At 69.4% G+C, this 20496-nt stretch carries 19 protein-coding genes and 1 other RNA gene; 16 read left to right on the top strand and 4 right to left on the bottom strand.

Going from position 1 to position 20496, the window contains the following annotated elements:
* Nucleotides 1-87 precede the first annotated feature (87 nt).
* From SNE34_RS08725 to thiL, 5 genes are all read left to right on the top strand, one after another.
* Nucleotides 88-705 carry a riboflavin synthase gene (locus tag SNE34_RS08725; RefSeq protein ID WP_332616595.1) on the top strand — a complete coding sequence of 206 codons (618 nt, stop codon included), beginning with the start codon at nucleotides 88-90 and terminating at the stop codon, nucleotides 703-705.
* Nucleotides 702-1799, top strand: coding sequence for a 3,4-dihydroxy-2-butanone-4-phosphate synthase (gene ribB / locus SNE34_RS08720; RefSeq protein WP_332616594.1), 1098 nt, complete (start codon nucleotides 702-704; stop codon nucleotides 1797-1799). The genes SNE34_RS08725 and ribB overlap by 4 nt, the downstream gene beginning before the upstream one ends.
* A 184-nt stretch (nucleotides 1800-1983) precedes the next feature.
* Entirely contained in the window at nucleotides 1984-2451 is a 468-nt protein-coding gene (gene ribH, locus SNE34_RS08715; protein WP_332616593.1) for a 6,7-dimethyl-8-ribityllumazine synthase, read from the top strand.
* Nucleotides 2448-2909, top strand: coding sequence for a transcription antitermination factor NusB (nusB, locus tag SNE34_RS08710; RefSeq protein ID WP_332616591.1), 462 nt, complete (start codon nucleotides 2448-2450; stop codon nucleotides 2907-2909). The genes ribH and nusB overlap by 4 nt, the downstream gene beginning before the upstream one ends.
* A 56-nt stretch (nucleotides 2910-2965) precedes the next feature.
* On the top strand, nucleotides 2966-3991 hold the full coding sequence (thiL, locus tag SNE34_RS08705) for a thiamine-phosphate kinase (protein ID WP_332616840.1): 1026 nt from the start codon (nucleotides 2966-2968) through the stop codon (nucleotides 3989-3991).
* Nucleotides 3992-4111: 120 nt separating this feature from the next.
* Here thiL and SNE34_RS08700 read toward each other — a convergent pair whose 3' ends face one another.
* The 4 genes from SNE34_RS08700 to SNE34_RS08685 form a co-directional block, all read right to left on the bottom strand.
* A complete protein-coding gene (locus tag SNE34_RS08700; RefSeq protein ID WP_332616590.1) occupies nucleotides 4112-4702 on the bottom strand; it encodes a uracil-DNA glycosylase family protein in 591 nt (196 codons plus the stop codon).
* Between the two features lie 94 nt (nucleotides 4703-4796).
* Nucleotides 4797-6176 (bottom strand): FAD-binding oxidoreductase, encoded by a 1380-nt coding sequence (locus SNE34_RS08695; RefSeq protein ID WP_332616589.1) that lies wholly within the window; start codon nucleotides 6174-6176, stop codon nucleotides 4797-4799.
* Between the two features lie 35 nt (nucleotides 6177-6211).
* Nucleotides 6212-6607 carry a YraN family protein gene (locus SNE34_RS08690; protein ID WP_332616588.1) on the bottom strand — a complete coding sequence of 132 codons (396 nt, stop codon included), beginning with the start codon at nucleotides 6605-6607 and terminating at the stop codon, nucleotides 6212-6214.
* Nucleotides 6591-7931, bottom strand: a complete 1341-nt coding sequence (locus tag SNE34_RS08685) for a penicillin-binding protein activator (RefSeq protein WP_425604489.1) — start codon at nucleotides 7929-7931, stop codon at nucleotides 6591-6593. Before SNE34_RS08685 ends, SNE34_RS08690 begins: the two co-directional genes overlap by 17 nt.
* 172 nt (nucleotides 7932-8103) lie before the next feature.
* On the opposite strand from SNE34_RS08685, the gene rsmI reads away from it, so the two are divergent.
* From rsmI to murG, 11 genes are all read left to right on the top strand, one after another.
* Nucleotides 8104-8931, top strand: a complete 828-nt coding sequence (gene rsmI / locus SNE34_RS08680; protein ID WP_332616587.1) for a 16S rRNA (cytidine(1402)-2'-O)-methyltransferase — start codon at nucleotides 8104-8106, stop codon at nucleotides 8929-8931.
* A gap of 471 nt (nucleotides 8932-9402) precedes the next feature.
* Nucleotides 9403-9781: RNase P RNA component class A (gene rnpB / locus SNE34_RS08675), an RNA gene on the top strand.
* Between the two features lie 584 nt (nucleotides 9782-10365).
* Nucleotides 10366-10812: a division/cell wall cluster transcriptional repressor MraZ gene (mraZ, locus tag SNE34_RS08670; RefSeq protein WP_332616586.1), complete on the top strand. Its 447-nt coding sequence runs from the start codon at nucleotides 10366-10368 to the stop codon at nucleotides 10810-10812.
* Between the two features lie 11 nt (nucleotides 10813-10823).
* Complete coding sequence (gene rsmH / locus SNE34_RS08665; RefSeq protein ID WP_332616585.1) at nucleotides 10824-11768, top strand: 16S rRNA (cytosine(1402)-N(4))-methyltransferase RsmH; 945 nt, start codon at nucleotides 10824-10826, stop codon at nucleotides 11766-11768.
* A complete protein-coding gene (gene ftsL, locus SNE34_RS08660; RefSeq protein WP_332616584.1) occupies nucleotides 11765-12031 on the top strand; it encodes a cell division protein FtsL in 267 nt (88 codons plus the stop codon). Before rsmH ends, ftsL begins: the two co-directional genes overlap by 4 nt.
* On the top strand, nucleotides 12028-13986 hold the full coding sequence (locus SNE34_RS08655) for a peptidoglycan D,D-transpeptidase FtsI family protein (protein WP_332616583.1): 1959 nt from the start codon (nucleotides 12028-12030) through the stop codon (nucleotides 13984-13986). The genes ftsL and SNE34_RS08655 overlap by 4 nt, the downstream gene beginning before the upstream one ends.
* A complete protein-coding gene (locus SNE34_RS08650; RefSeq protein ID WP_332616582.1) occupies nucleotides 13983-15455 on the top strand; it encodes a UDP-N-acetylmuramoyl-L-alanyl-D-glutamate--2,6-diaminopimelate ligase in 1473 nt (490 codons plus the stop codon). Before SNE34_RS08655 ends, SNE34_RS08650 begins: the two co-directional genes overlap by 4 nt.
* Nucleotides 15452-16948: a UDP-N-acetylmuramoyl-tripeptide--D-alanyl-D-alanine ligase gene (locus SNE34_RS08645; protein ID WP_332616581.1), complete on the top strand. Its 1497-nt coding sequence runs from the start codon at nucleotides 15452-15454 to the stop codon at nucleotides 16946-16948. Before SNE34_RS08650 ends, SNE34_RS08645 begins: the two co-directional genes overlap by 4 nt.
* Nucleotides 16938-18020, top strand: coding sequence for a phospho-N-acetylmuramoyl-pentapeptide-transferase (gene mraY / locus SNE34_RS08640; RefSeq protein WP_332616580.1), 1083 nt, complete (start codon nucleotides 16938-16940; stop codon nucleotides 18018-18020). Before SNE34_RS08645 ends, mraY begins: the two co-directional genes overlap by 11 nt.
* Nucleotides 18020-19348: a putative lipid II flippase FtsW gene (ftsW, locus tag SNE34_RS08635; RefSeq protein ID WP_332616579.1), complete on the top strand. Its 1329-nt coding sequence runs from the start codon at nucleotides 18020-18022 to the stop codon at nucleotides 19346-19348. Before mraY ends, ftsW begins: the two co-directional genes overlap by 1 nt.
* The gene (gene murG / locus SNE34_RS08630) at nucleotides 19345-20490 is read left to right on the top strand and encodes an undecaprenyldiphospho-muramoylpentapeptide beta-N-acetylglucosaminyltransferase (protein WP_332616578.1); all 1146 of its coding nucleotides are present in this window, start codon (nucleotides 19345-19347) and stop codon (nucleotides 20488-20490) included. The genes ftsW and murG overlap by 4 nt, the downstream gene beginning before the upstream one ends.
* Nucleotides 20491-20496 lie beyond the last annotated feature (6 nt).

The following is a 20496-nucleotide window of genomic DNA, read 5'->3' as shown; positions in this document are numbered from 1 at the left end:
CCTTCCACGCGGGAAACGTTCCATGTCCAGTCCGATCAAGCACCTCTTGAACACCTCCCCGGGCCTTTTCCGGATGGAGGCGCGCTGATGTTCACCGGAATCATCGAAGGCGTCGGCCGGCTGGCCGCGCGCGACAGCATCGGCGGCGACGCCCGGTTGCGGATCGAGGTCGGCTCGCTGCCGTTCGATCGCGTCGCCCTTGGCGAGAGCATCGCGGTCAACGGCACCTGCCTGACGGTGGTCGCATTCGACGCCACCACGTTCGAGGCCGACGCTTCCAACGAAACCCTCGCGCTGACCACTCTCGGCCGGCTGCCGCTCGGCGCCGCGCTCAACCTCGAACGCGCGATGCGCCCCGACGACCGCCTCGGCGGCCACCTGGTCAGCGGCCATGTCGATGGCGTCGGCGCGGCCGCATCCATCACCGACGACGCCCGCGCGCAGCGCTGGCGCTTCAGCGCGCCGCCGGCAGTGCTGCGCTACGTGGCGAAAAAGGGCTCGATCTGCGTCGACGGCGTCAGCCTCACCGTCAACGAGGTCGACGCGACCGGTTTCGAGGTCGCGCTGGTGCCGCACACCGTCGCCCAAACCGCGTTCGCCACCACCGCGGTCGGCGACGCGGTCAACCTCGAGGTCGACCTGGTCGCCCGCTACGTCGAGCGCCTGCTCGGCCCCTCCGCATCGCAACCGGGAGCCACCCGATGAGCTTCGCCACCGTCCCCGAACTGCTGGAAGAGATCCGCGCAGGCCGCATGGTCGTGATCGTCGACGACGAGGACCGCGAGAACGAGGGCGACCTGATCATGGCCGCCGAGCTGGTCAAGCCGACCGACATCAACTTCATGGTCACCCATGCGCGTGGCCTGGTGTGCCTGTCGCTGACCCGCGAGCGCTGCGCCCAGCTCGGGCTGCCGCCGATGGTGCGCGACAACACCTCGGCCCACCACACCAACTTCACCGTCAGCATCGAGGCCGCAGAGGGCGTCACCACCGGCATCAGCGCCTACGACCGCGCCCACACCGTGCGCACCGCGGTGCGGCCCGACGCGTCGCCGGCGGACCTCAGCCAGCCCGGCCACATCTTCCCGCTGCAGGCCCAGCCCGGCGGTGTGCTCAACCGCGCCGGCCATACCGAGGCGGCGGCCGACCTGGCGTTGATGGCCGGCTTCGAACCCGCCGGTGTGCTGGTCGAGATCCTAAACGCCGACGGCAGCATGGCGCGGCGGCCGGAGCTGGAGAAGTTCGCCGCCGAGCACGGCCTCAAGATCGGCTCGATCGAGGAGCTGATCCGCTACCGGCTCGACACCGAGCACACAGTCGAGCGGATTGATGCGCGCGAGATCGAGACCGAGCATGGCCCATTCCAGTTGCTGACCTATCGCGACCGGCTCAGCCACGGCCTGCATTTCGCGCTGCTGCGTGGGGAGCCGGATCCGGAAACGCCGACGCTGGTCCGGGTCCATGTGCAGAACCCGCTGGCCGACGCGTTGCACTGGCGCCGGTCGGACTTCGGCCCGGCGGTCGGGGACGTGCTCGCCGCGATCGCCGCCGAGGGCCGCGGCGCGCTGGTTCTGCTGGGTGACCACGCCGACGCCGACGCGTTGCTGGCGCGGATTCGCCAGCAACCGCATGGCGACGGCAAGCCTTCGCGCGGGCATGCGCTCAGTGAATGGCGTCGCAACGGTGCCGGCGGCCAGATCCTCGCCGACCTCGGCCTCGGCAAGCTGCGCGTGCTCGGCACCCCGCGCAAGCAGATCGGCCTGGCCGGCTTCGGGCTGGAAGTCGTCGAGTACGTGTAAACCTCAGGGGTCGCTTGCCTGCGCCTCTCCCCGGGCTTTTGTAGGAGCGGCTTCAGCCGCGATCGTGGAATCGTCCGCTCGCGCCGGCTCCAGATCGCGGCTGAAGCCGCTCCTACAGGTCTCGCGCGCCGGCAGGGGCGCCCAAGCCGGCTAAACTACCCATCCAATCGCCACAGACCCGCCCATGCCCCACATCGAAGGCGACCTGCGCAGTCCCAAGGACGCGCGTTTCGCGATCATCGCCAGTCGCTGGAACCCGCGCATCACCGACACCCTGGTGGCCGGCGCGCGCAAGTGCTTCGCCGACCACGGCGTGGCCGAGGACGCGATCGACGTGGTCCGGGTCCCGGGCGCGTGGGAGCTGCCGCTGGCCGCCGCTCGCCTCGCCGGCGCCGGCAAGCATGCCGCGATCGTCGCCCTCGGCTGCGTGGTCCGCGGCGATACCCGCCACTACGAACAGGTCGCCGACGGTTGCTCCGACGGCCTGATGCGGGTCCAGCTCGACCACGGGTTGCCGGTCTGCAACGGCGTGCTGGCGGTGGAGAAGTTCGAGGACGCCCAGGCCCGCGCAGGCGGCAACCACGGCAACAAGGGCGAAGAGGCCGCGCTGGTCGCGATCGAGATGGTCGACCTGCTGGAGAAACTGCCATGAACCGTCGTCGTCCCGATGGCATCGACCCGGTCGCGCGCTCGCGTGCGCGTCGCCGCGCGTTGCAGGCGGTCTATGCCTGGCAGATGTCGGGTTCCAGCGCCCGCGAGGTGGTCGCCCAGTTCGCCCACGAGCAGGCCAAGGAAGTCGCCGACCTGGCGTATTTCGAAGACCTCGTGCACGGCGTCGACAAGCACCGCGACGAGCTCGACCGCGCGCTCAAGCCCTTTCTCGACCGCGAGATCGAGCAGGTCGACGCGATCGAACTGGCGGTGCTGCGCATCGCCGCCTACGAGCTGCGCCATCGCCCCGACGTGCCATACCGGGTGGTGATCAACGAGGCGATCGAGACGGTCAAGCGCTTCGGCGCCGAGCACGGCCACACCTACGTCAACGGCGTGCTCGACCACGCGGCCGCCGAGTGGCGCGCGACCGAGGTCAACGCCGCGCGTAGTCGGTAGACGCTGATTTGTCTTTCTCCCGCAAGCGGAGAGAGGGCGCATGCGAAGCGGAGGGAATCTTGGAATTCGACCTCATCGACCAGGTCCGCGCCCGCATTCACCCGCGCCCCGACGTCATCCTCGGCATCGGCGACGACGCCGCGATCCTGCAGGTGCCACCGGACCGGCAACTGGTCGTCGCCACCGACACCCTCAACGCCGGCGTGCACTTCCCGGTTGATACCGCGCCGGCCGACATCGGCTGGAAGGCACTCGCGGTCAACCTGTCCGACCTCGCCGCGATGGCCGCCGAGCCGGCCTGGTGCACGTTGTCGCTGTCGTTGCCGGATAGCGATGCGGACTGGCTCGACCGGTTCCTCGACGGTTTCCTTGACCTCGCCGCACGACATCGCATCGCGCTGGTCGGGGGCGACACCACCCGCGGCCCGTTGTCGATCGGCGTCACCGTGCACGGCCTGGTCGAGCCCGGCCGCGCGCTGCGCCGCGATGGCGCGCGGGTCGGCGACGACATCTGGGTGACTGGCTCGCTCGGCGACGCCGCCAGTGCGCTGGTGCTGCTGCAGCAGGCGTCGGAGCCGATGCTGGCGTCGGCCTGCGAAGCCGGGCCGATCCTGCCCGCCGATGATGCGGTGGATCTACGAATCGCCGAGGCATTGGCGGGACTGCGGTCACGACTGGATCGGCCGACGCCACGGGTCGAGATCGGCCGCGGTCTTGCTGGTGTTGCCCATTCCGGGATCGACATTTCCGACGGCTTGTTGGCCGACCTCGGCCACATCTGCCGCGGAAGTCGGCTCGCCGCCGAAGTCGAAGTCGACCGGTTGCCGTATTCGCCGGCTTTGGCCGAGAGCTTCGGCGATGCCCGGCGCTACGAGCTGCAGGCCACTGGCGGCGACGACTACGAGTTGTGTTTCACCGCAGAGTCGGCGATGCGGGAACGCATCGGGTTGATCGCGGTGGCGAACGCGACGCCGATCACCCGCATTGGCCGCATGATCGAAGGGGAGGGCGTGCGTGCGATTGGTCGTGACGGCGCGCCGTGGCACCCGCAGAGAGGTGGTTACGTCCACTTCTCCGATTGAGGACGGAAAACGGTTCGCGTTGTAGGAGCGACGTAAGTCGCGACCCGCCGAACCCTTGAGGCGATGTACAGGTCGCAACTTACGCCGCTCCTGCATCAACGCCAAGATTGCGGGCGATCGTCAGCGCGGCTGCAACAGCCCATCCACTTGTTCCCTCAACGTCGGCAACACCTCGCCCTCGAACCACGGGTTCGCCTTGAACCAGGCGACATTGCGCGGACTCGGGTGCGGCAGCGGCAGTTGCGACGGCAGGTATTCGCGCCACGCCCGCATGGTCGCGGTCAGGCTGCCCTTGCGCCGCGCGCCGAGGAAATATGCCTGCGCGTACTGGCCGGTCAGCAGGGTCAGTTCGACCTTGGGCAACAGCGGCAGCAATCGCGGATGCCAGGTCGCGCGGCATTCCGGCCGCGGTGGGGCATCGCCGGAGCCGGCCTTGCCGGGATAGCAGAAACCCATCGGCACGATCGCGACCTGTGATTCGTCGTAGAAGGTGCCGGCGTCGATCCCAAGCCACTCGCGCAGGCGCCGGCCGCTGGCGTCGTCCCACGGCACGCCGCTGGCATGGACTTTTGCACCTGGCGCCTGGCCGACGATCATCAGCCGTGCTTCGGCGCCCGCGCGCAGTACCGGCCGCGGACCCAGCGCCAGCTGCCCTTCGCAAATGCGGCAGGCGCGGATGTCGCGCAGCAGGTGGTCGAGTTCGGCGGTCACGCGAACGTCCCCATGCCGGTTACCGCGCCGCCCGTGTCGGCGCCGTCAGAACACGGCACGCATGCAACGGCGCTGCAGTCGAGCATCGAGCACATCACGGCGGCAGCAGCTTGCCGGGATTGAGGATGCCGTCCGGATCGAACGTCGCCTTGATCTGGCGCATCAGCGCGAGTGTTGGCGGGGTGATCGCGGTCGGCATGAAATCGCGCTTGGCCACGCCGATGCCGTGCTCGCCCGACAGCGTGCCGCCGAGCGAAATCGCGAGTTCGAACACCCGCGCCATCGCCGCCTTCGCGCGCGCATCCTGCGAGGCGTCGCCCGGGTCGTACATCAGGTTGACGTGCAGGTTGCCGTTGCCGGCGTGGCCGAAGCAGACGATCGGCAGGTCGAATCCGGCGGCCAGCGCCTGCACGCCGTCGACCAGTTGCGGGATCCGCGACACCGGCACCACCACGTCCTCGTTGATCTTGCCCGGTGCCAGTGTGCGCAACGCCGGCGACAGCGCCTTGCGCGCGGCCCACAACTGCGCGCGGCTGGCCTCGTCGGCGGCGTCGTCGAGCGAGACCAGGCCGTCGCCGCCGGCCGCGCGCATCAGTGCCTCGATGTCGTGCGGCAATGTTTCGGCGTCGCCATCGGCTTCGATCATCAGCAGTGCGCCGGCATCCGGTGGCAGCTCGGCGCCGCCGACATCGCGCGCCAGCCGCACCGCGTGCGCATCCATGAACTCCAGCATCGACGGGGTCACCGGTTGCGCCATCAGCCGCGCGACCGCCAGTGCCGCGCTCGAGACGTCGCGGTAGATCGCGCGGATGGCGCGGCGCGCGGTCGGCGCCGGGGTCAGCCGCAGCGTGGCCTCGACGATCAGCGCCAGGGTGCCCTCGCTGCCGACCAGCAGCCGTTGCAGGTCGTAGCCGGTCGACCCCTTGGTGCTCGACGTGCCGCATTCGATCAGTTCGCCGGCGCCGGTGACCGCGGTCAGCGCCAGCACGTTGTCGCGGCTGGCGCCGTACTTGACCGCGCGCGGGCCGCCGGCGTTGCAGGCGAGGTTGCCGCCGACGGTGCTGTAGGCGGCGCTGGTCGGGTCGGGCGGCCAGAACAGGCCATGCGGGGCCAGCGCGGCCTGCAGGTCGCCGTTGAGCACGCCGGGCTCGACCACGGCGCAGCGGTCGCCTGGACGCAGCTCGATGATCCGGTCCATGCGCTCGAACGACACCACCACCCCGGCCGCGACCGGCACCGCCGCGCCTGTGGTGTTGGTGCCGCGGCCGCGCGCGACCACCGGCACCCGATGCGCGCGGCAGGCGCGGACCAGCGCGCCTACCTGTTCGCGCGTGGTCGGCAACGCCACCGCATCGGGCAGCGACTGGCGCCGCGAGTTGTCGTAGGCGTAGGTCAGTCGCTCGGCGGGGTCGACCAGCCAGCCGCTGCCGAGCAGGGCGGCCATCTCGTCGTACAGGGAAGCGGGCAGGGACATGTGTCGGGCGTTTTCGGCAACTGCGAAGATTGCGGTCAGCAATCGTCCGCCCGGAACGCGTCGCGCAGCCAATTCAGCCGCGGCGCAGCGGGATCGCCGTCGGCCTCGACCACGTCGAAGCGACATGGCGAATCGGCAAATCGCCGGTTGCGCAACAGGAACACCTGCGCCGCGCGCACCAGCTTGCGTTGCTTGCGCCAATCGACCGAGGCCGCGCCACCACCGAAGCGGCTGTCGCCACGGTAGCGCACCTCGACGAACACCACGATGGTGCCATCGCGCCCACTGTCGTCGAGCATGACCAGGTCGATCTCGCCACAGCGATAGTTGGCGTTGGCCGCGAACGGGCGCAGGCCGGCCTGCAACAGGTAATCGCGGGCGGCGGCCTCGACCGCCGCACCACGACCGCGTCGGTCAATAGCGGCCGGCATTGCCCAGCGACACCGGCACGCCACCGCTGAAGGTCGACCACGCCGGCGTGCGCTGGATATTGCCGAAGCCGTCGATCCGCAGGGTGCCGGTCGCACCCTCGACATGGCCGTCGGCCGACAGCGCCAGCTTCTCCAGGTAGGCGGTCAGCAGCCAGGCGTCATATCCGAACGCGAACAACCGGCTCGCGCCACCGCGCGCGGTCGGCAGGGTCTGGGCGACGGTGGCTTCCGGCGCCAGCCCGGCGACATGGCCGCCGCTGGTCCAGGGTTCGGTCGGGAACGCGATGCCATCGAGCACCCGGTCTTCCTCGGCCTTGCCGGTTCCAGACAGCAATTGCGAAGTGGCGACGCGCGGCTTGCCGGCAAGTCCCGCCAGCGCCAGCTTCGGCATCAGCTCGCGCGCCGCGCTGCCGCGCACGGCCAGGAACACCGCGTCGATGCCGCCTTCCTTCTGCGCGAACGGGACCAGGTCGGCGATGCCGACGTTGACCACGTCGGTGACCACCGCGCCGCGCTCGCCGAGCCGGTCGCGCAGCGCATCGACCGAGCGTCGCTGGCTCGCGTCGTTGCCGGCGATCACCAGCACCCGGCGCGCGCCGCGTTCGATCAGCAGCTCGGCCGCGGCGACACCCTCGTCCTCGGGCGACAGCGAGAAGCTGGCGTTGCCGGCGGGTGGGCGCCCGTTGCCGCGGTTGAGCGCGAGTACCGGCACCGGCAACGCGGCCCGGTCGAACAACGCGCTGACCTGCTCGCGGCCCAGCGGGCCGACCACGAAATCGTTGCCGGCGGCTGCCGCCTGGTCGTAGGCGGATAGGGCGCCACCGGTGGTGCCGTGGGTGTCGTAGAACTTCACCTCGGGCCGACGACGGTCCTCGCCGTAATAACCGGCGAGGAAGCCATCGCGCACCGGTGCGGCCGCCTTCGACATCTCACCCGACAGCGGTAGCAGCACCGCCAACCGCAGTGGCGGGCGGTAGCCGTCGGCTGCGGCCGGTGGCCGACTGCTGGCATCGAACTGCCAGGCGCTGCGATCGAATGGCCGGGGCAATGGCAGCCCGCGCCGCAGCAGTGCGCGGCCGACGTAGTTGTACAGCGGGTCGCCGGCGGCCAGTGCGGCGGCTTCGGCGGCGAGGGTGGCGTCGTCGAGCTGCGACAGCAGCGCGTCGATCTGGTCGGCATTGGCACTGCCGCCGGCCTGCGCCAAAGGGCTGGCCTGGGCGATCAGGGGATGCTGGGCGCGCGGCGCGGGTGCGTCGGTGGTGGTGCGGCTCGGCATGACCGTGCAACCGCCGAGCACGGTGGCGGTGATTGCCAGGGCAAGCAATCCGCGCAATCGGAGGCGGCGGAAACGGCAGGTATGGGCTGCGGAATTCATCGGCATGCGCGCGCCGCGAGCGGCGTTCCAGTGGGGACGGTCGATTCTAACGAACCGCAGGCGCGGCGTCCGGCGGCCATGGCGGAAGACATCGGCGACGGCGGCCCCTACCATCGTGGCGATGCAGACTCCCGGCACCCTCCACATCGTCGCCACGCCGATCGGCAATCTCGGCGACCTGTCGCCGCGCGCGCTCGACATCCTGAAAACCGTCCAGGCGATCTGCGCCGAGGACACCCGGCATACCCGGCAATTGCTGTCGCACTTCGGGCTGGAACGGCCGTTGCTGGCGTTGCACCAGCACAACGAGGAGGCGCAGGCGGCGCAACTGGTCGCGCGATTGCAGGCTGGCGACTCGCTGGCGTTGGTGTCGGATGCGGGGACTCCGCTGGTCAGCGATCCAGGCTACCGGCTGGTTCGCGCCGCGCGCGCGGCCGGGGTGCGGGTGTCGCCGGTGCCCGGCGCCTGCGCGGCGGTGGCGGCATTGAGCGTGGCGGGGATCGCGTCGGACCGGTTCGTGTTCGAAGGATTCCTGCCGGCCAAGGCCGGGGCGCGTCGCGAGCGCCTGGCGCGGCTGGCCGCTGAGCCGCGTACGTTGATCTTCTACGAGTCGGCGCACCGGATCGAGGAGTCGCTGGGCGACCTGGCCGCGGCGTTCGGCGACGACCGGCCGGCGGTGCTGGCGCGGGAATTGACCAAACTGTTCGAGACGGTGCTCGATGGCGGCCTGGCGGAGTTGCGCGAGCGGGTGGCGGCCGATCCGAACCAGCGCAAGGGCGAGTTCGTGCTGATCGTCGAAGGTGCGGGTGACGACACCGACGCGCGACTGGTCGAGGGGCGCCGGCTGTACCGGAAGCTGTCCGAACACCTGCCACCGTCCGCCGCGGCGAAACTCGCGGCGGAATTGAGCGGCGCGCCGCGCAAGGAGCTGTACGGGACGACGGGCTGAGTGGGGACAGGACGCCGCGTCGCGCGTGTGGGGCGCGGTTCTCAATGGATCTGTTGTGGGGCAGCACCGGCTTTTGCTTAGCGTCTGCGCGGGGTTTTGTAGGAGCGGCTTCAGCCGCGATCGGACAATTGCTCGTTCGCGCCGACTTCAGATCGCGGCTAAAGCCGCTCCTACAAAAAGCGCCGACATTCTCAGCCCCGATGTAGGAGCGACGTAAGTCGCGGCCCGCCTCAGGACAGGGTGAGCGCAGGCGGCTTGCGCGGCGCTGCCGCGCGCCTGCGCGAACGCCCGGCGCGCTGCGCCGGGCCGGACCGCGGAGCGGGCCCTGACGAAGGGCTGGAGCAATTCCCCCGCCGGCCGCCTCCTGCGTAACGAACGCACCCGAAGATCGCCCTTGCTCTGAACGAACCCTCCGGATAAAGGCATCACAACCCACCTGCAACCTGCATCACCCGCTAAACTGCACGCGGCGGAGTCGGCCAGGCAGTCGCGTCACCGGATCGGGTTTACCCGTGACGGTGCCGAGGAAAGTCCGGGCTCCACAGGGCACGGTGCCAGGTAACGCCTGGGCGGCGCGAGCCGACGGAAAGTGCAACAGAGAGCAGACCGCCGAACGGCCTGGTGTTCGAAAGGATGCTGGGTGCGTGGCAAGGGTGAAACGGTGCGGTAAGAGCGCACCGCGAGTCTGGCAACAGACCGGCACGGCAAACCCCACCGGGAGCAAGACCAAATAGGGACCTAATGGCGCGGCCCGCGTCGGGTCCGGGTAGGTTGCTTGAGCGTATCGGTGACGATGCGCCTAGAGGAATGACTGCCCACGACAGAACCCGGCTTACGGCCGGCTCCGCCCCTGTCCACAGCGCGTGTTGCGCGCTGTGGACAGGGGCGGGCGCCACACGCGCTCTGCGCGAAATTGAGCATGCTGTGCTGCGCGCGAAACCTACCATGCTGCGCTTCCGGGTCGCCGCACATTGCGCGCGACCTCTTCACGCCTCTGTAGGAGCGGCTTTAGCCGCGATCTGAAGGTTGGTCGTCCGCGCCGACTCCCGATCGCGGCTAAAGCCGCTCCTACAAAGACCACCGCCAGCGATTGAGCGCCGATTGCTGCGCTGCGTCATGTCGCGGGAGTCAGTGGGGACGGGTTCCTGAACCGAATTTCACATCTGTCCTAACGCCCTCCAGTCTCAAAATATGAGACTAAACAAGGGTTAGTGGATAAGTCTTGAATAAGACTCTGAAGTTCGCTGCAACTTATTGATCCCGTTAATGAAATTGCGCCCGCAAAGTTGTTGACAAGCCATTTTGGCCTGCCTAAGGTGGGCCCCAGAGGGAAAACCGGGTTTTTTGTGGTTTTCAGTGGCTACATCGGACTTTCCTAGCCCGATGTCCGACAGGCAAACCGTCCGCAGAGACGGGCCAACAACCAGGTGCGCAATGTTCCAGGGCGAGACCGCCATCACGATAGACGACAAGGGCCGGCTGGCGGTGCCCACCGCCCACCGCGATGTTGTCGCGCGTGAGTGCGGCAACCATCTGGTGATCACCTACAACCCGTTCGAATCCGGTTCCCTCTACATCTACCCGCTGGCGATCTGGGAACGCGTGCGCGACCAGGTCAACAAGCTGCCCCGGGCCAAGAAGGTCAATCGCAACCTGCAACTCAAGCTGGTCGGTGCGGCCACCTTCGTGGAGCTCGACGGCAACGGCCGCATCACCGTCCCGGCCAGCCACCGCGCCGCGGTCGGGATCGAGAAGAAGGCCGTGCTGCTGGGCATGGGCGACAAGTTCGAATTGTGGAGCGAGCAGGCGCATCACGCGCAGATCCGTCAGACGGTCTCCGATGACGACCTGAGCGACGAACTGCTCGACCTGCAGCTATGACGGGCGGTGGCATGGAGCGCAACGCGACCTCCGGCCACCTCCCCGTGATGTATCGGCAGGTCCTCGATGGCCTGCGGGTGGGCGGGAGTGGCACCTACCTGGACGGTACGTTCGGGCGCGGTGGCCATGCGCGTGGCGTGCTCGAACAACTCGGCCCCGGAGGCCGGCTGCTGCTGATGGACAAGGATCCCGACGCGATTGCCGTGGCCGAACGCGAGTTCGGGACGGATCCGCGCGTGTCGATCTTCCGCGGCAGCTTCGCCGACCTCGGTAATTGGGACGCGGCCGCCGCCGGCCTCGACGGCGTGCTGTTCGACCTCGGGGTGTCGTCGCCACAGCTCGATGTCGCCGAGCGCGGCTTCAGTTTCGGCAAGGACGGTCCGCTCGACATGCGGATGGATCCCGACAACGGCCAGAGCGCGGCCGAATGGCTGGCGAGCGCGGACGACCGCGAGATCGCCGACGTGCTGTGGACCTATGGCGAGGAGCGCCAGTCGCGCAAGATCGCGCGCACGATCGTCGCCCGCCGCGAGGAGCAGCCGCTGGTTCGCACCGCGCAGCTGGCGGAACTGATCGCCTCGGTGATGCCGCGCGGCAAGGACAAGATTCATCCCGCGACTCGCAGCTTCCAGGCGATCCGGATTTTCATCAACCGCGAACTGGCCGACCTCGAGGCCGGCCTCGACGCGGCGATGGCGCGGCTCAAGCCCGGCGGACGCCTGGCCGTGATCAGCTTCCACTCGCTGGAAGACCGCATCGTCAAGCAGTTCATCAACCGCCACGCCAAGGCGCCGCCGAGCAATCGCCGGCTGCCGGTCGAGGTCGAGTTCATCCCGGCGCTGCAGGCGATCGGCGGCGCGCAGAAGGCCGATGACGACGAGACCGCGAGCAATCCGCGCGCGCGCAGCGCGGTGCTGCGGGTCGCCGAGAAGCTCGCCGTGCGGGAGGCCGCATGAGCGCCCGACTGCTGCTGACCGTGCTGGTGCTGGCCGTCGTCGTCAGCGCGCTCGGCGTGGTCCATGCGCGGCATCGCCACCGGGTGTTGTTCGTGCAGGTCAGCCAGTTGGAGAAGGCACGCGACGAACTGAACATCCAGTTCGGCCAGTTGCAGCTGGAACAGGCAACCTGGGCCGAGAGCAACCGCATCGACCAGGTCGCGCGCGACCGTCTCGGGATGAAGTTTCCTGAAGGCGCCGAAATCGTGGTGATCCGTCCATGAGTTGGCGCGACGGCCCGCGCAAGCCACGTCGCGATGATCGCGGCGGTCGCGACGGCGGCCGCGGTGATTCGGGCCTGTCGTGGCGCGCGCTGTCGGCGCTGTTCGCCAGCGACGACAGCCGCCCGCGCCGCGGCGTTCGCTACAACCCGCGCCAGCGCGTGACGCTGGTCGGCGGCACCCTGGCGCTGTGCTCGGTCGCGCTCGTCGGCCGCGCGTTCGACGTGCAGGTGCTCAACAACGATTTCTACGTCGAGCAGGGCGACGCCCGCGCGCTGCGCGAGATCCCGATCCCGACCTCGCGCGGCATGATCACCGACCGCAACGGCGAGCCGCTGGCGGTGTCGACCCCGGTCGAGTCGATCTGGGCCAACCCGCAGGAGTTGCTCAAGCACCCGGGGCAGATTCCCGAGTTGGCCGAGATCCTCGGCCTCAACGCCGACGACCTCGGCCGCCGCCTGAGCCAGCGCGCCGACAAGGAGTTCATGTACCTCAAGCGCCGGATCAGCCCGGCGCAGGCGCAGCGCGTGCTGGCCCACGAAATCCCCGGCGTGTTCTCGCAGCGCGAGTTCCGCCGCTTCTACCCGCAGGGCGAGGCGCTGGCCCACGTGCTGGGCTTCACCAACATCGACGACCGCGGCCAGGAAGGGCTGGAGCTGGCGTTCGACGAGTGGCTGCGCGGGACCCCGGGCTCCAAGAGGGTCGTCCGCGACGGCCAGGGCCGGATCATCGAGAACGTCGACCTGATCCGCCCGGCCCAGCCCGGCCACGACCTGACCCTGACCATCGACCGCCGGATCCAGTACCTCGCGTTCCGCGAATTGCGCCGTGCGTTGCAGGAACATTCCGCGTCCAGCGGCTCGGCAGTGGTGCTCGACGTCGACACCGGCGAGGTGCTGGCGATGGCCAACCTGCCGAGCTACAACCCGAACGACCTCGAGGGCGGGCGCCAGGACGCACGCCGCAACCGCGCGGTGACCGATGTGGTCGAGCCGGGTTCGACGATGAAGCCGATCACGATCGCGGCCGCGCTCAACGCCGGCATCGTCGAGCCGAATACCCCGATCAACCTGTCGCCGGGCTACATCGTGGTCGGTGGCTACACGATCAACGACTTCCGCAACTACGGCCTGCAGACCACCACCGGGGTCATCACCCACAGCTCCAACGTCGGCGCGGTGATGCTGTCGTCGCGGCTGAAGAACGACTACTTCTACGATTTCGTGCGCAGCTTCGGTTACGGCAGCAAGCCCGGCAGCGGCTTCCCCGGCGAGGCGTCGGGCCTGCTCGCCGCGCCCGACCAGTGGAGCGGCTCGACCAAGGCCAGCATGTCCTACGGTTATGGCCTGTCGGCAACGCCGCTGCAGATCGCGATGGCGTACGCCGCGCTCGCCAACGGCGGCCGGCTGATCGCGCCGACCTTCGTCAAGGGCCAACGCAATCCGGCCGAGCAGGTGCTCGACCCGACCACCGCCCGCCAGGTCATGCGGATGATGCAGACCGTGACCGAGACCGGCGGCACCGCCACCGGCGCGGCGATCCTCGGCTATCACGTCGGCGGCAAGACCGGCACCGCGCGCAAGTTCAGCCCGAGCGGTGGCTACTCCGACGAGTACATCGCCCTGTTCGCCGGGGTGGTGCCGGTCGAGAACCCGCGCTTCGCGATGGTGGTGGTGGTTAACGAACCCGACGCCAGCGCCGGCCACGGTTACGGCGGCGGCGCGGTCGCCGCACCGGTGTTCAGGAACGTCATGGCTGGCGCGTTGCGGCTGATGGACGTGCCGCCGGACGACATCGAAACCTGGCTGGCGGCGCAGGCCGCCGACCAGGCCAAGCGGATCCGCGCCAACGGCGGCCGGCCCGGCGAAGACACCCCGGTGCTGCCGGCGGTGGCGAACGTCGAAACCATCGACGACAGCGGCCTGCCCGACCCGGTCACGATCGGGGGTGCGCGATGAACCGGCGCATGGCCCTGGCCGAACTGTTGCCGGACGTCGCCGGCATCGACCCCGGTCTGGTCATTACCGGGCTGGTGCTGGACAGCCGCGCGATCAGGCGCGGCGATGCATTCGTCGCGATCGGCGGCTTCGGCACCCATGGCCTGAAGTTCGTCGAGCAGGCCCGCGCCGCCGGTGCCAGCGCGATCCTGTTCGAGCCGCCGGCATCGATCGAGATCCCCGCACCCGACGACGCGATCGCGGTGCCGAACCTGCGCGCGCGCCTGGGTGAGCTGGCCGACCGCTTCCACGGCCGGGTCAGCGATTCGATGACAGTGGTCGGGGTCACCGGCACCAACGGCAAGACCTCGACCGTGCAACTGCTCGGCCAGGCTTGGCACCTGCGCGGCGTGCGCGGCGCGACCATCGGCACGCTTGGCGCGGGCCTGTACGGCGAGGTCAAACCGACCGGCTTCACCACTCCTCTGGTGCTGCAGTTGCACGACCTGATCGATGAACTGCACGACGCCGGCGCGCAGGCGCTGGCGATGGAGGTCAGTTCGCACGCGCTCGACCAGGGCCGGGTCGATGGCGTGCATTTCGACGTCGCCGTGTTCACCAACCTCAGCCGCGACCACCTCGATTACCACGGCGACATGGCTGGCTACGGCGCCGCCAAGACGCGGCTGTTCCTGTGGCCGGGACTGAAGGCGGCGGCGATCAATCTCGATGACGCCCACGGCCGGGCGATGCGCGATGCGCTGCCGGCCGACGTGCGGGCGATCGGGCTGAGCTCGCGCGACCAGCTCGGCGCCGATGTGCGCGCCGACGCGCTGCGCTTCGACAACGTCGGGATCGGTTTCGACCTGGTGATCGACGATGAGCGCCATCCGGTGCAATCGCCGCTGCTCGGCCGCTTCAACGTCGACAACCTGCTCGCGGTTGCCGGCGCGCTGTACGCGCTGGATGAAACCCCGGCGCAGATCGCCGACGCGCTGTCGCAACTGCAGCCGGTGCATGGCCGCATGAACCGGCTCGGTGGCGATGGCCGCCTGCCGCTGGTGGTGATCGACTACGCCCATACGCCCGACGCGCTGGAGCAGGCGCTGGTGTCGCTGCGCGCGCACGTCGGCGCGCGGCTGGTCTGCGTGTTCGGCTGCGGCGGCGAGCGCGACCGAGGCAAGCGGCCGCAGATGGCCTCGATCGCGCAGACCCATGCCGACGTGGTGATCGTCACCGACGACAACCCGCGGCGCGAGGACGGCGATGCGATCGTCGCCGAGATCATGGCCGGCTTCATCGGCGCCGACGTGGTGACCGTGCAGCGCGATCGCGCCGCGGCGATCGCCCGCGCGGTCGGCGAAGCCGGGCCGGACGACGTCGTGCTGATCGCCGGCAAGGGTCACGAGCCGTACCAGGACATCAACGGCGTGATGCATCCGTTCGACGATACGCAGGTCGCCCGCGCGGCGATGGAGGCGCGGGCATGAGGCCTCTGTCGCTGTCCGAAATCGCGCGCATGACCGGCGGTCGCCTGCAGGGCGACGACGCCACCATCGATGCGGTCGCGACCGACACCCGTGCGTTGCCGGCGGCCGGCACGGCGCTGTTCGTCGCGCTCAAGGGCGAGAACTTCGACGGCCATGACCATGTCGCCGCCGCGGCCGACGGCGGGGTGACCGCGGCGCTGGTCTCACGATTGGTCGACGTGGCGATCCCGCAGGTGCTGGTCGCCGACACCGAGCGCGCGCTGGCCGACTTCGCCACCGCGATGCAGGCCGGGCGCGACACCCGGGTCGCCGCGATCACCGGCAGCAACGGCAAGACCAGCGTCAAGACCCTGCTGCTGGCGATCCTTCAGGCCAGCGATGGGTTGGTGTACGCCAACCCCGGCAACCGCAACAACGAGATCGGCCTGCCGCTGGCGGTGCTCGACGCGCCGGAGGACGCGCGCGTCGCGATCTACGAAATGGGCGCCGGCAAGCCCGGCGACATCGCCTACCTGACCGCGGTGGCACGGCCCGACGTGGCGCTGGTCAACAACATCGCCCCCGCGCACCTGGAGCGGATGGGCAGCCTGCTCGGGATCGCCGACACCAAGGCGGCGATCTATGACGCGTTGCCGGCCGACGGGGTTGCGGTGGTCAACGCCGACGACGCGTTCGCGCCGTACTTCGGTGAACGCGCGCACGGCCGGCGGCTGATCCGGTTCGGGCTGGAGGCCAGCAGCGATGTCGGCGCGCGCGATATCGTCGTCACCGCCGATGGCTCGCGTTTCACACTGGTGGCGCCCGGTGGTGAGGTCGCGATCGCGCTGGCGATGCCGGGTCGGCACAACGTGCGCAATGCGCTCGCCGCCGCGTCGATGGCGCTCGGCCTCGGCGCCTCGCTGGAGGCGATCGCGCGGGGCCTGAACGAAGCGCGCCCGGTCGCCGGCCGGCTGGTCGCGCATACCCTGCGGGGCGGTGCGGTGCTGGTCGACGACAGCTACAACGCCAACCCCGGTTCGCTCGCCGCGGCGATCGATGCGCTGGCCGAGGCGCCGGGCGAGGGCTGGCTGGTGCTCGGCGACATGCGCGAGCTCGGCGACGACGCCGAGGCGATGCACGCGCAAGCCGGGCGTCGGGCGAAGGCGGCGGGGATCAAGCGACTGTTCGCGCTGGGCGATCTCAGCGCCGCCGCGGCGCGCGCGTTCGGCGAAGGCGGGCAGGTGTTCGGCAGTCATGCCGCGCTGATCGACGCGCTTCGTAACGAGTTGGCTGGTGTAGGAGGGGCTTCAGCCCCGATCGAGAACCGGCTTCAGATCGGGGCTGAAGCCCCTCCTACAAGAGCGGGCAGCCGCGAATCGAGCGCGGATCAAACGGGCAGCCGCGAATCGGGTGCCGGCATCCGGATTCTGGTGAAAGGTTCGCGCGGCAGCGCGATGGACAAGGTCGTGACGGCGCTGCTGTCCGACAACGAAGGGGATACCGATGCTGCTTGAACTGGCACGCTGGCTCGAACAACTGCAGAGCAGCTTCGCGCTGTTCGGCTACCTGACCTTTCGCGGCATCCTCAGCGCGCTGACTGCACTGGCGCTGTCGCTGTGGTGGGGGCCGGCGGTGATCCGCAAGCTGGCCCAGTACAAGGGCGGCCAGCCGATCCGCAGCGACGGCCCGCAGAGCCACTTCTCCAAGGCCGGCACCCCGACCATGGGCGGCGCCCTGATCCTGTTCACCGTGCTGGCCTCGGTGCTGCTGTGGGGCGACCTGCGCAACAAATACGTGTGGCTGGTGCTGGCGGTGATGGTCGCGTTCGGTGCGATCGGCTGGTGGGACGACTGGATCAAGATCGTCCATCGCGATCCCAACGGTATGAAGTCGCGCTGGAAGTACCTGCTCCAGTCGCTGTTCGGGTTGGCCGCGGGCGTGTTCCTCTACGTCACCGCCGACGCGCCGTCCGCGACCACCTTCTACGTGCCGCTGTTCAAGGCGCTGGCGCTGCCGCTGGGCGCCGGCCTCATCGTGATCGCCTACTTCTGGATCGTCGGCTTCTCAAACGCGGTCAACCTGACCGACGGCCTCGACGGCCTGGCGATCATGCCGACGGTGCTTGTCGCCTGCGCTTTAGGCGTCTTCGCCTACGCGTCCGGCCACGCCGAGTTCTCCGAATACCTGCAGATCCCGCCGGTGCCCGGGGCCGGTGAACTGGTGATCATCTGCGCGGCGATCGCCGGCGCCGGGCTCGGCTTCCTGTGGTTCAACACCTACCCGGCGATGGTGTTCATGGGCGACATCGGCGCGCTCGCGCTGGGTGCGGTGCTCGGCACCATCGCGGTCATCGTCCGCCAGGAACTGGTGCTGGTGATCATGGGCGGCATCTTCGTGATCGAGACACTGTCGGTGATGATCCAGGTGGCGTCGTTCAAGCTCACCGGCAAGCGCGTGTTCAAGATGGCGCCGATCCACCACCACTTCGAGCTCAAGGGCTGGCCGGAGCCGCGCGTGATCGTGCGCTTCTGGATCATCTCGGTGGTGCTGGTGCTGGTTGGCCTGGCGACGTTGAAGGTGCGCTGATGACCGAAACCGCGCGCCAGGCGACACGTCTCGACGCGATCAGCGGTCATTACGACCGCTGGTTGCTCGGCGCCGTGTGCGCGTTGGCGTGCCTGGGCGTGGTGATGGTCGGCTCCAGCTCGATTGCGATCGCGCTCGACTACGGCGTCGGTCCGTTCCATTACCTGATCCGCCATGTCGCGTTCCTCGGCATCGGCGCGGGGCTCGCAGTGTGGTTGATGCGCACCGAGCTCAAGACCATCGAGTCGCACAACCACTGGCTGCTGCTGGGCTGCTTCGCGCTGTTGATCGCGGTGTTCATTCCCGGCCTCGGCGACGAGGTCAACGGCGCGCGGCGCTGGATCAACCTGGGGGTGTCGAGCTTCCAGGCGGTCGAGGCGGTCAAGCTGCTCTACATCATCTGGCTGGCGAGCTATCTCAAGCGCTACAGCGAGGAAGTCACCGCGACCTGGTCGGCGATGCTGAAGCCGCTCGGGGTCGCGCTGCTGATGGTGGTGCTGCTGATCCTGCAGCCGGATTTCGGCTCGCTCGCGCTGATCCTGGCGATCACCGGCGGCATGCTCGTGCTTGGCGGGGTCAACATGCCGCGGATGTTCGGGCCGGTGCTGGTGCTGCTGCCGTTGCTGGCGGTGGTGGCGATCGCCGAGCCGTATCGCGTGCGCCGGCTGACCTCGTTCCTTGATCCGTGGGCCGATCCGTTCAACTCCGGCTACCAGCTGACCAACGCGCTGATGGCGGTCGGTCGCGGCGAGTGGTTCGGGGTAGGTCTCGGCGGCTCGGTGCAGAAGCTGTCGTACCTGCCGGAAGCGCACACCGACTTCATCCTCGCGGTGATCGCCGAGGAGCTCGGCTTCGTCGGCGTGTGCGCGGTGATCGGGTTGTATGCGCTGCTGGTCGGACGCGCGCTCTGGCTGGGTTTGAAGTGTGTCGAGATGCGCCGTCATTTTTCCGGCTACTGCGCGTTCGGCATCGCCTTGTGGATCGGCCTGCAGAGCTTCGTCTCGATCGGGGTCAACCTCGGGCTGCTGCCGACCAAGGGCCTGACATTGCCGCTGATCTCGTCGGGTGGCTCCAGCGTGTTGATGACCTGCGCGGCGATGGGTCTGCTGCTGCGGGTGTCGTACGAACTCGACCGCGCGCGGCGCCAGGTCGCGCGGCTGCGCGGCGATTCGGGCGTTCCGATCGATGCGTCCCCGGCGGCGACGCCCGCGACGTCGCGCGCCGGTCACGGCCGATCCGCGCCCGCACCGGCCACGTCGCCCAGTGCCGTGCGTGGCACCAGTCGCCTGCGCCAGCGGGTCGAGCCGATCCTCGGGAGGCTCGGATGAGCGTCCCGACCCAACAGCACGATTCGCGTCCGGTGATGATTCTCGCTGGTGGCACCGGCGGTCATATCTTCCCCGGCCTCGCGGTCGCACGCGCGTTGATTGAACGCGGCGTGCCGGTGACCTGGCTCGGCGCCGAGGGTGGCATGGAAACCCGGCTGGTGCCGCAACATGGCATCGAGATCGACACGATCGCGGTGCGCGGCCTGCGAGGCAAGGGCGTGGCGACACTGCTCGGCGCGCCGTTGAAGGTCGTCGGCGCGGTGCGTGCGGCGGCGACCGTGCTGCGTACGCGGCGTCCACGCGCCGTGGTCAGCTTCGGAGGCTACGCCGCCGGACCGGGCGGACTGGCGGCCCGGCTCGCCGGCATTCCGCTGGTCGTGCACGAGCAGAACCGCGCCGCCGGCATGACCAACCGGGTGCTGGCGAAGTTCGCCGGTGCCGTGCTGAGCGGTTTCCCCGGCACGTTCGCCAACGAGCAGGTGGTCGGCAACCCGGTGCGCACCGAGATCGCCGCGGTCGCGCCACCCGAAGTGCGTTTCGCCGGGCGCAGCGGCGCGCTGCGGATCCTCGTGCTCGGTGGCAGCCAGGGCGCCCGCGCGCTGAACCAGGCGGTGCCGCGGGCATTGGCCGGCCTGCGCGGCCGGATCGACGGCTTCGAGGTGCGCCACCAGTGCGGCGACAAGCAGGCCGACGACGCCCTCGCCGCGTATGTCGAGGCCGGCGTCGAAGCCAGCATCGAGCCGTTCATCGCCGACATGGCCGCGGCCTACGGCTGGGCCGACGTGGTGGTATGCCGGGCCGGCGCATTGACCCTGGCCGAGTTGTGCGCGGTCGGCGTCGGCAGCGTGCTGGTGCCGTTCCCGCAGGCGGTCGACGACCACCAGACCAAGAACGCGCAGTTCCTGGTCGATCGCGGTGCCGCGCATGTGCTGCCGCAAGGCGGTGACCCGCGCGGCGACCTCGCCCAGCGACTGTCGGCGACCCTCGAGATCCTGTCCCAACGCATCGACCTGATGCCGATGGCGCAGGCCGCGCGTGCGCTGGCCCGCCCCGATGCGGCCGCGCGGGTGGCCGCGATCGTGATCGATACCGCGTCCAACACCTCGTCCAACACCCCCTCAAACCAGGAGCCCGCTGCATGAGCAGTA

It is taken from the genome of Novilysobacter erysipheiresistens, assembly GCF_036663935.1.
Taxonomy (GTDB): Bacteria; Pseudomonadota; Gammaproteobacteria; order Xanthomonadales; family Xanthomonadaceae; genus Novilysobacter; species Novilysobacter erysipheiresistens.
Note: the sequence above shows the minus strand (reverse complement) of the source record. Positions and strands in the feature narration are given on the sequence as shown.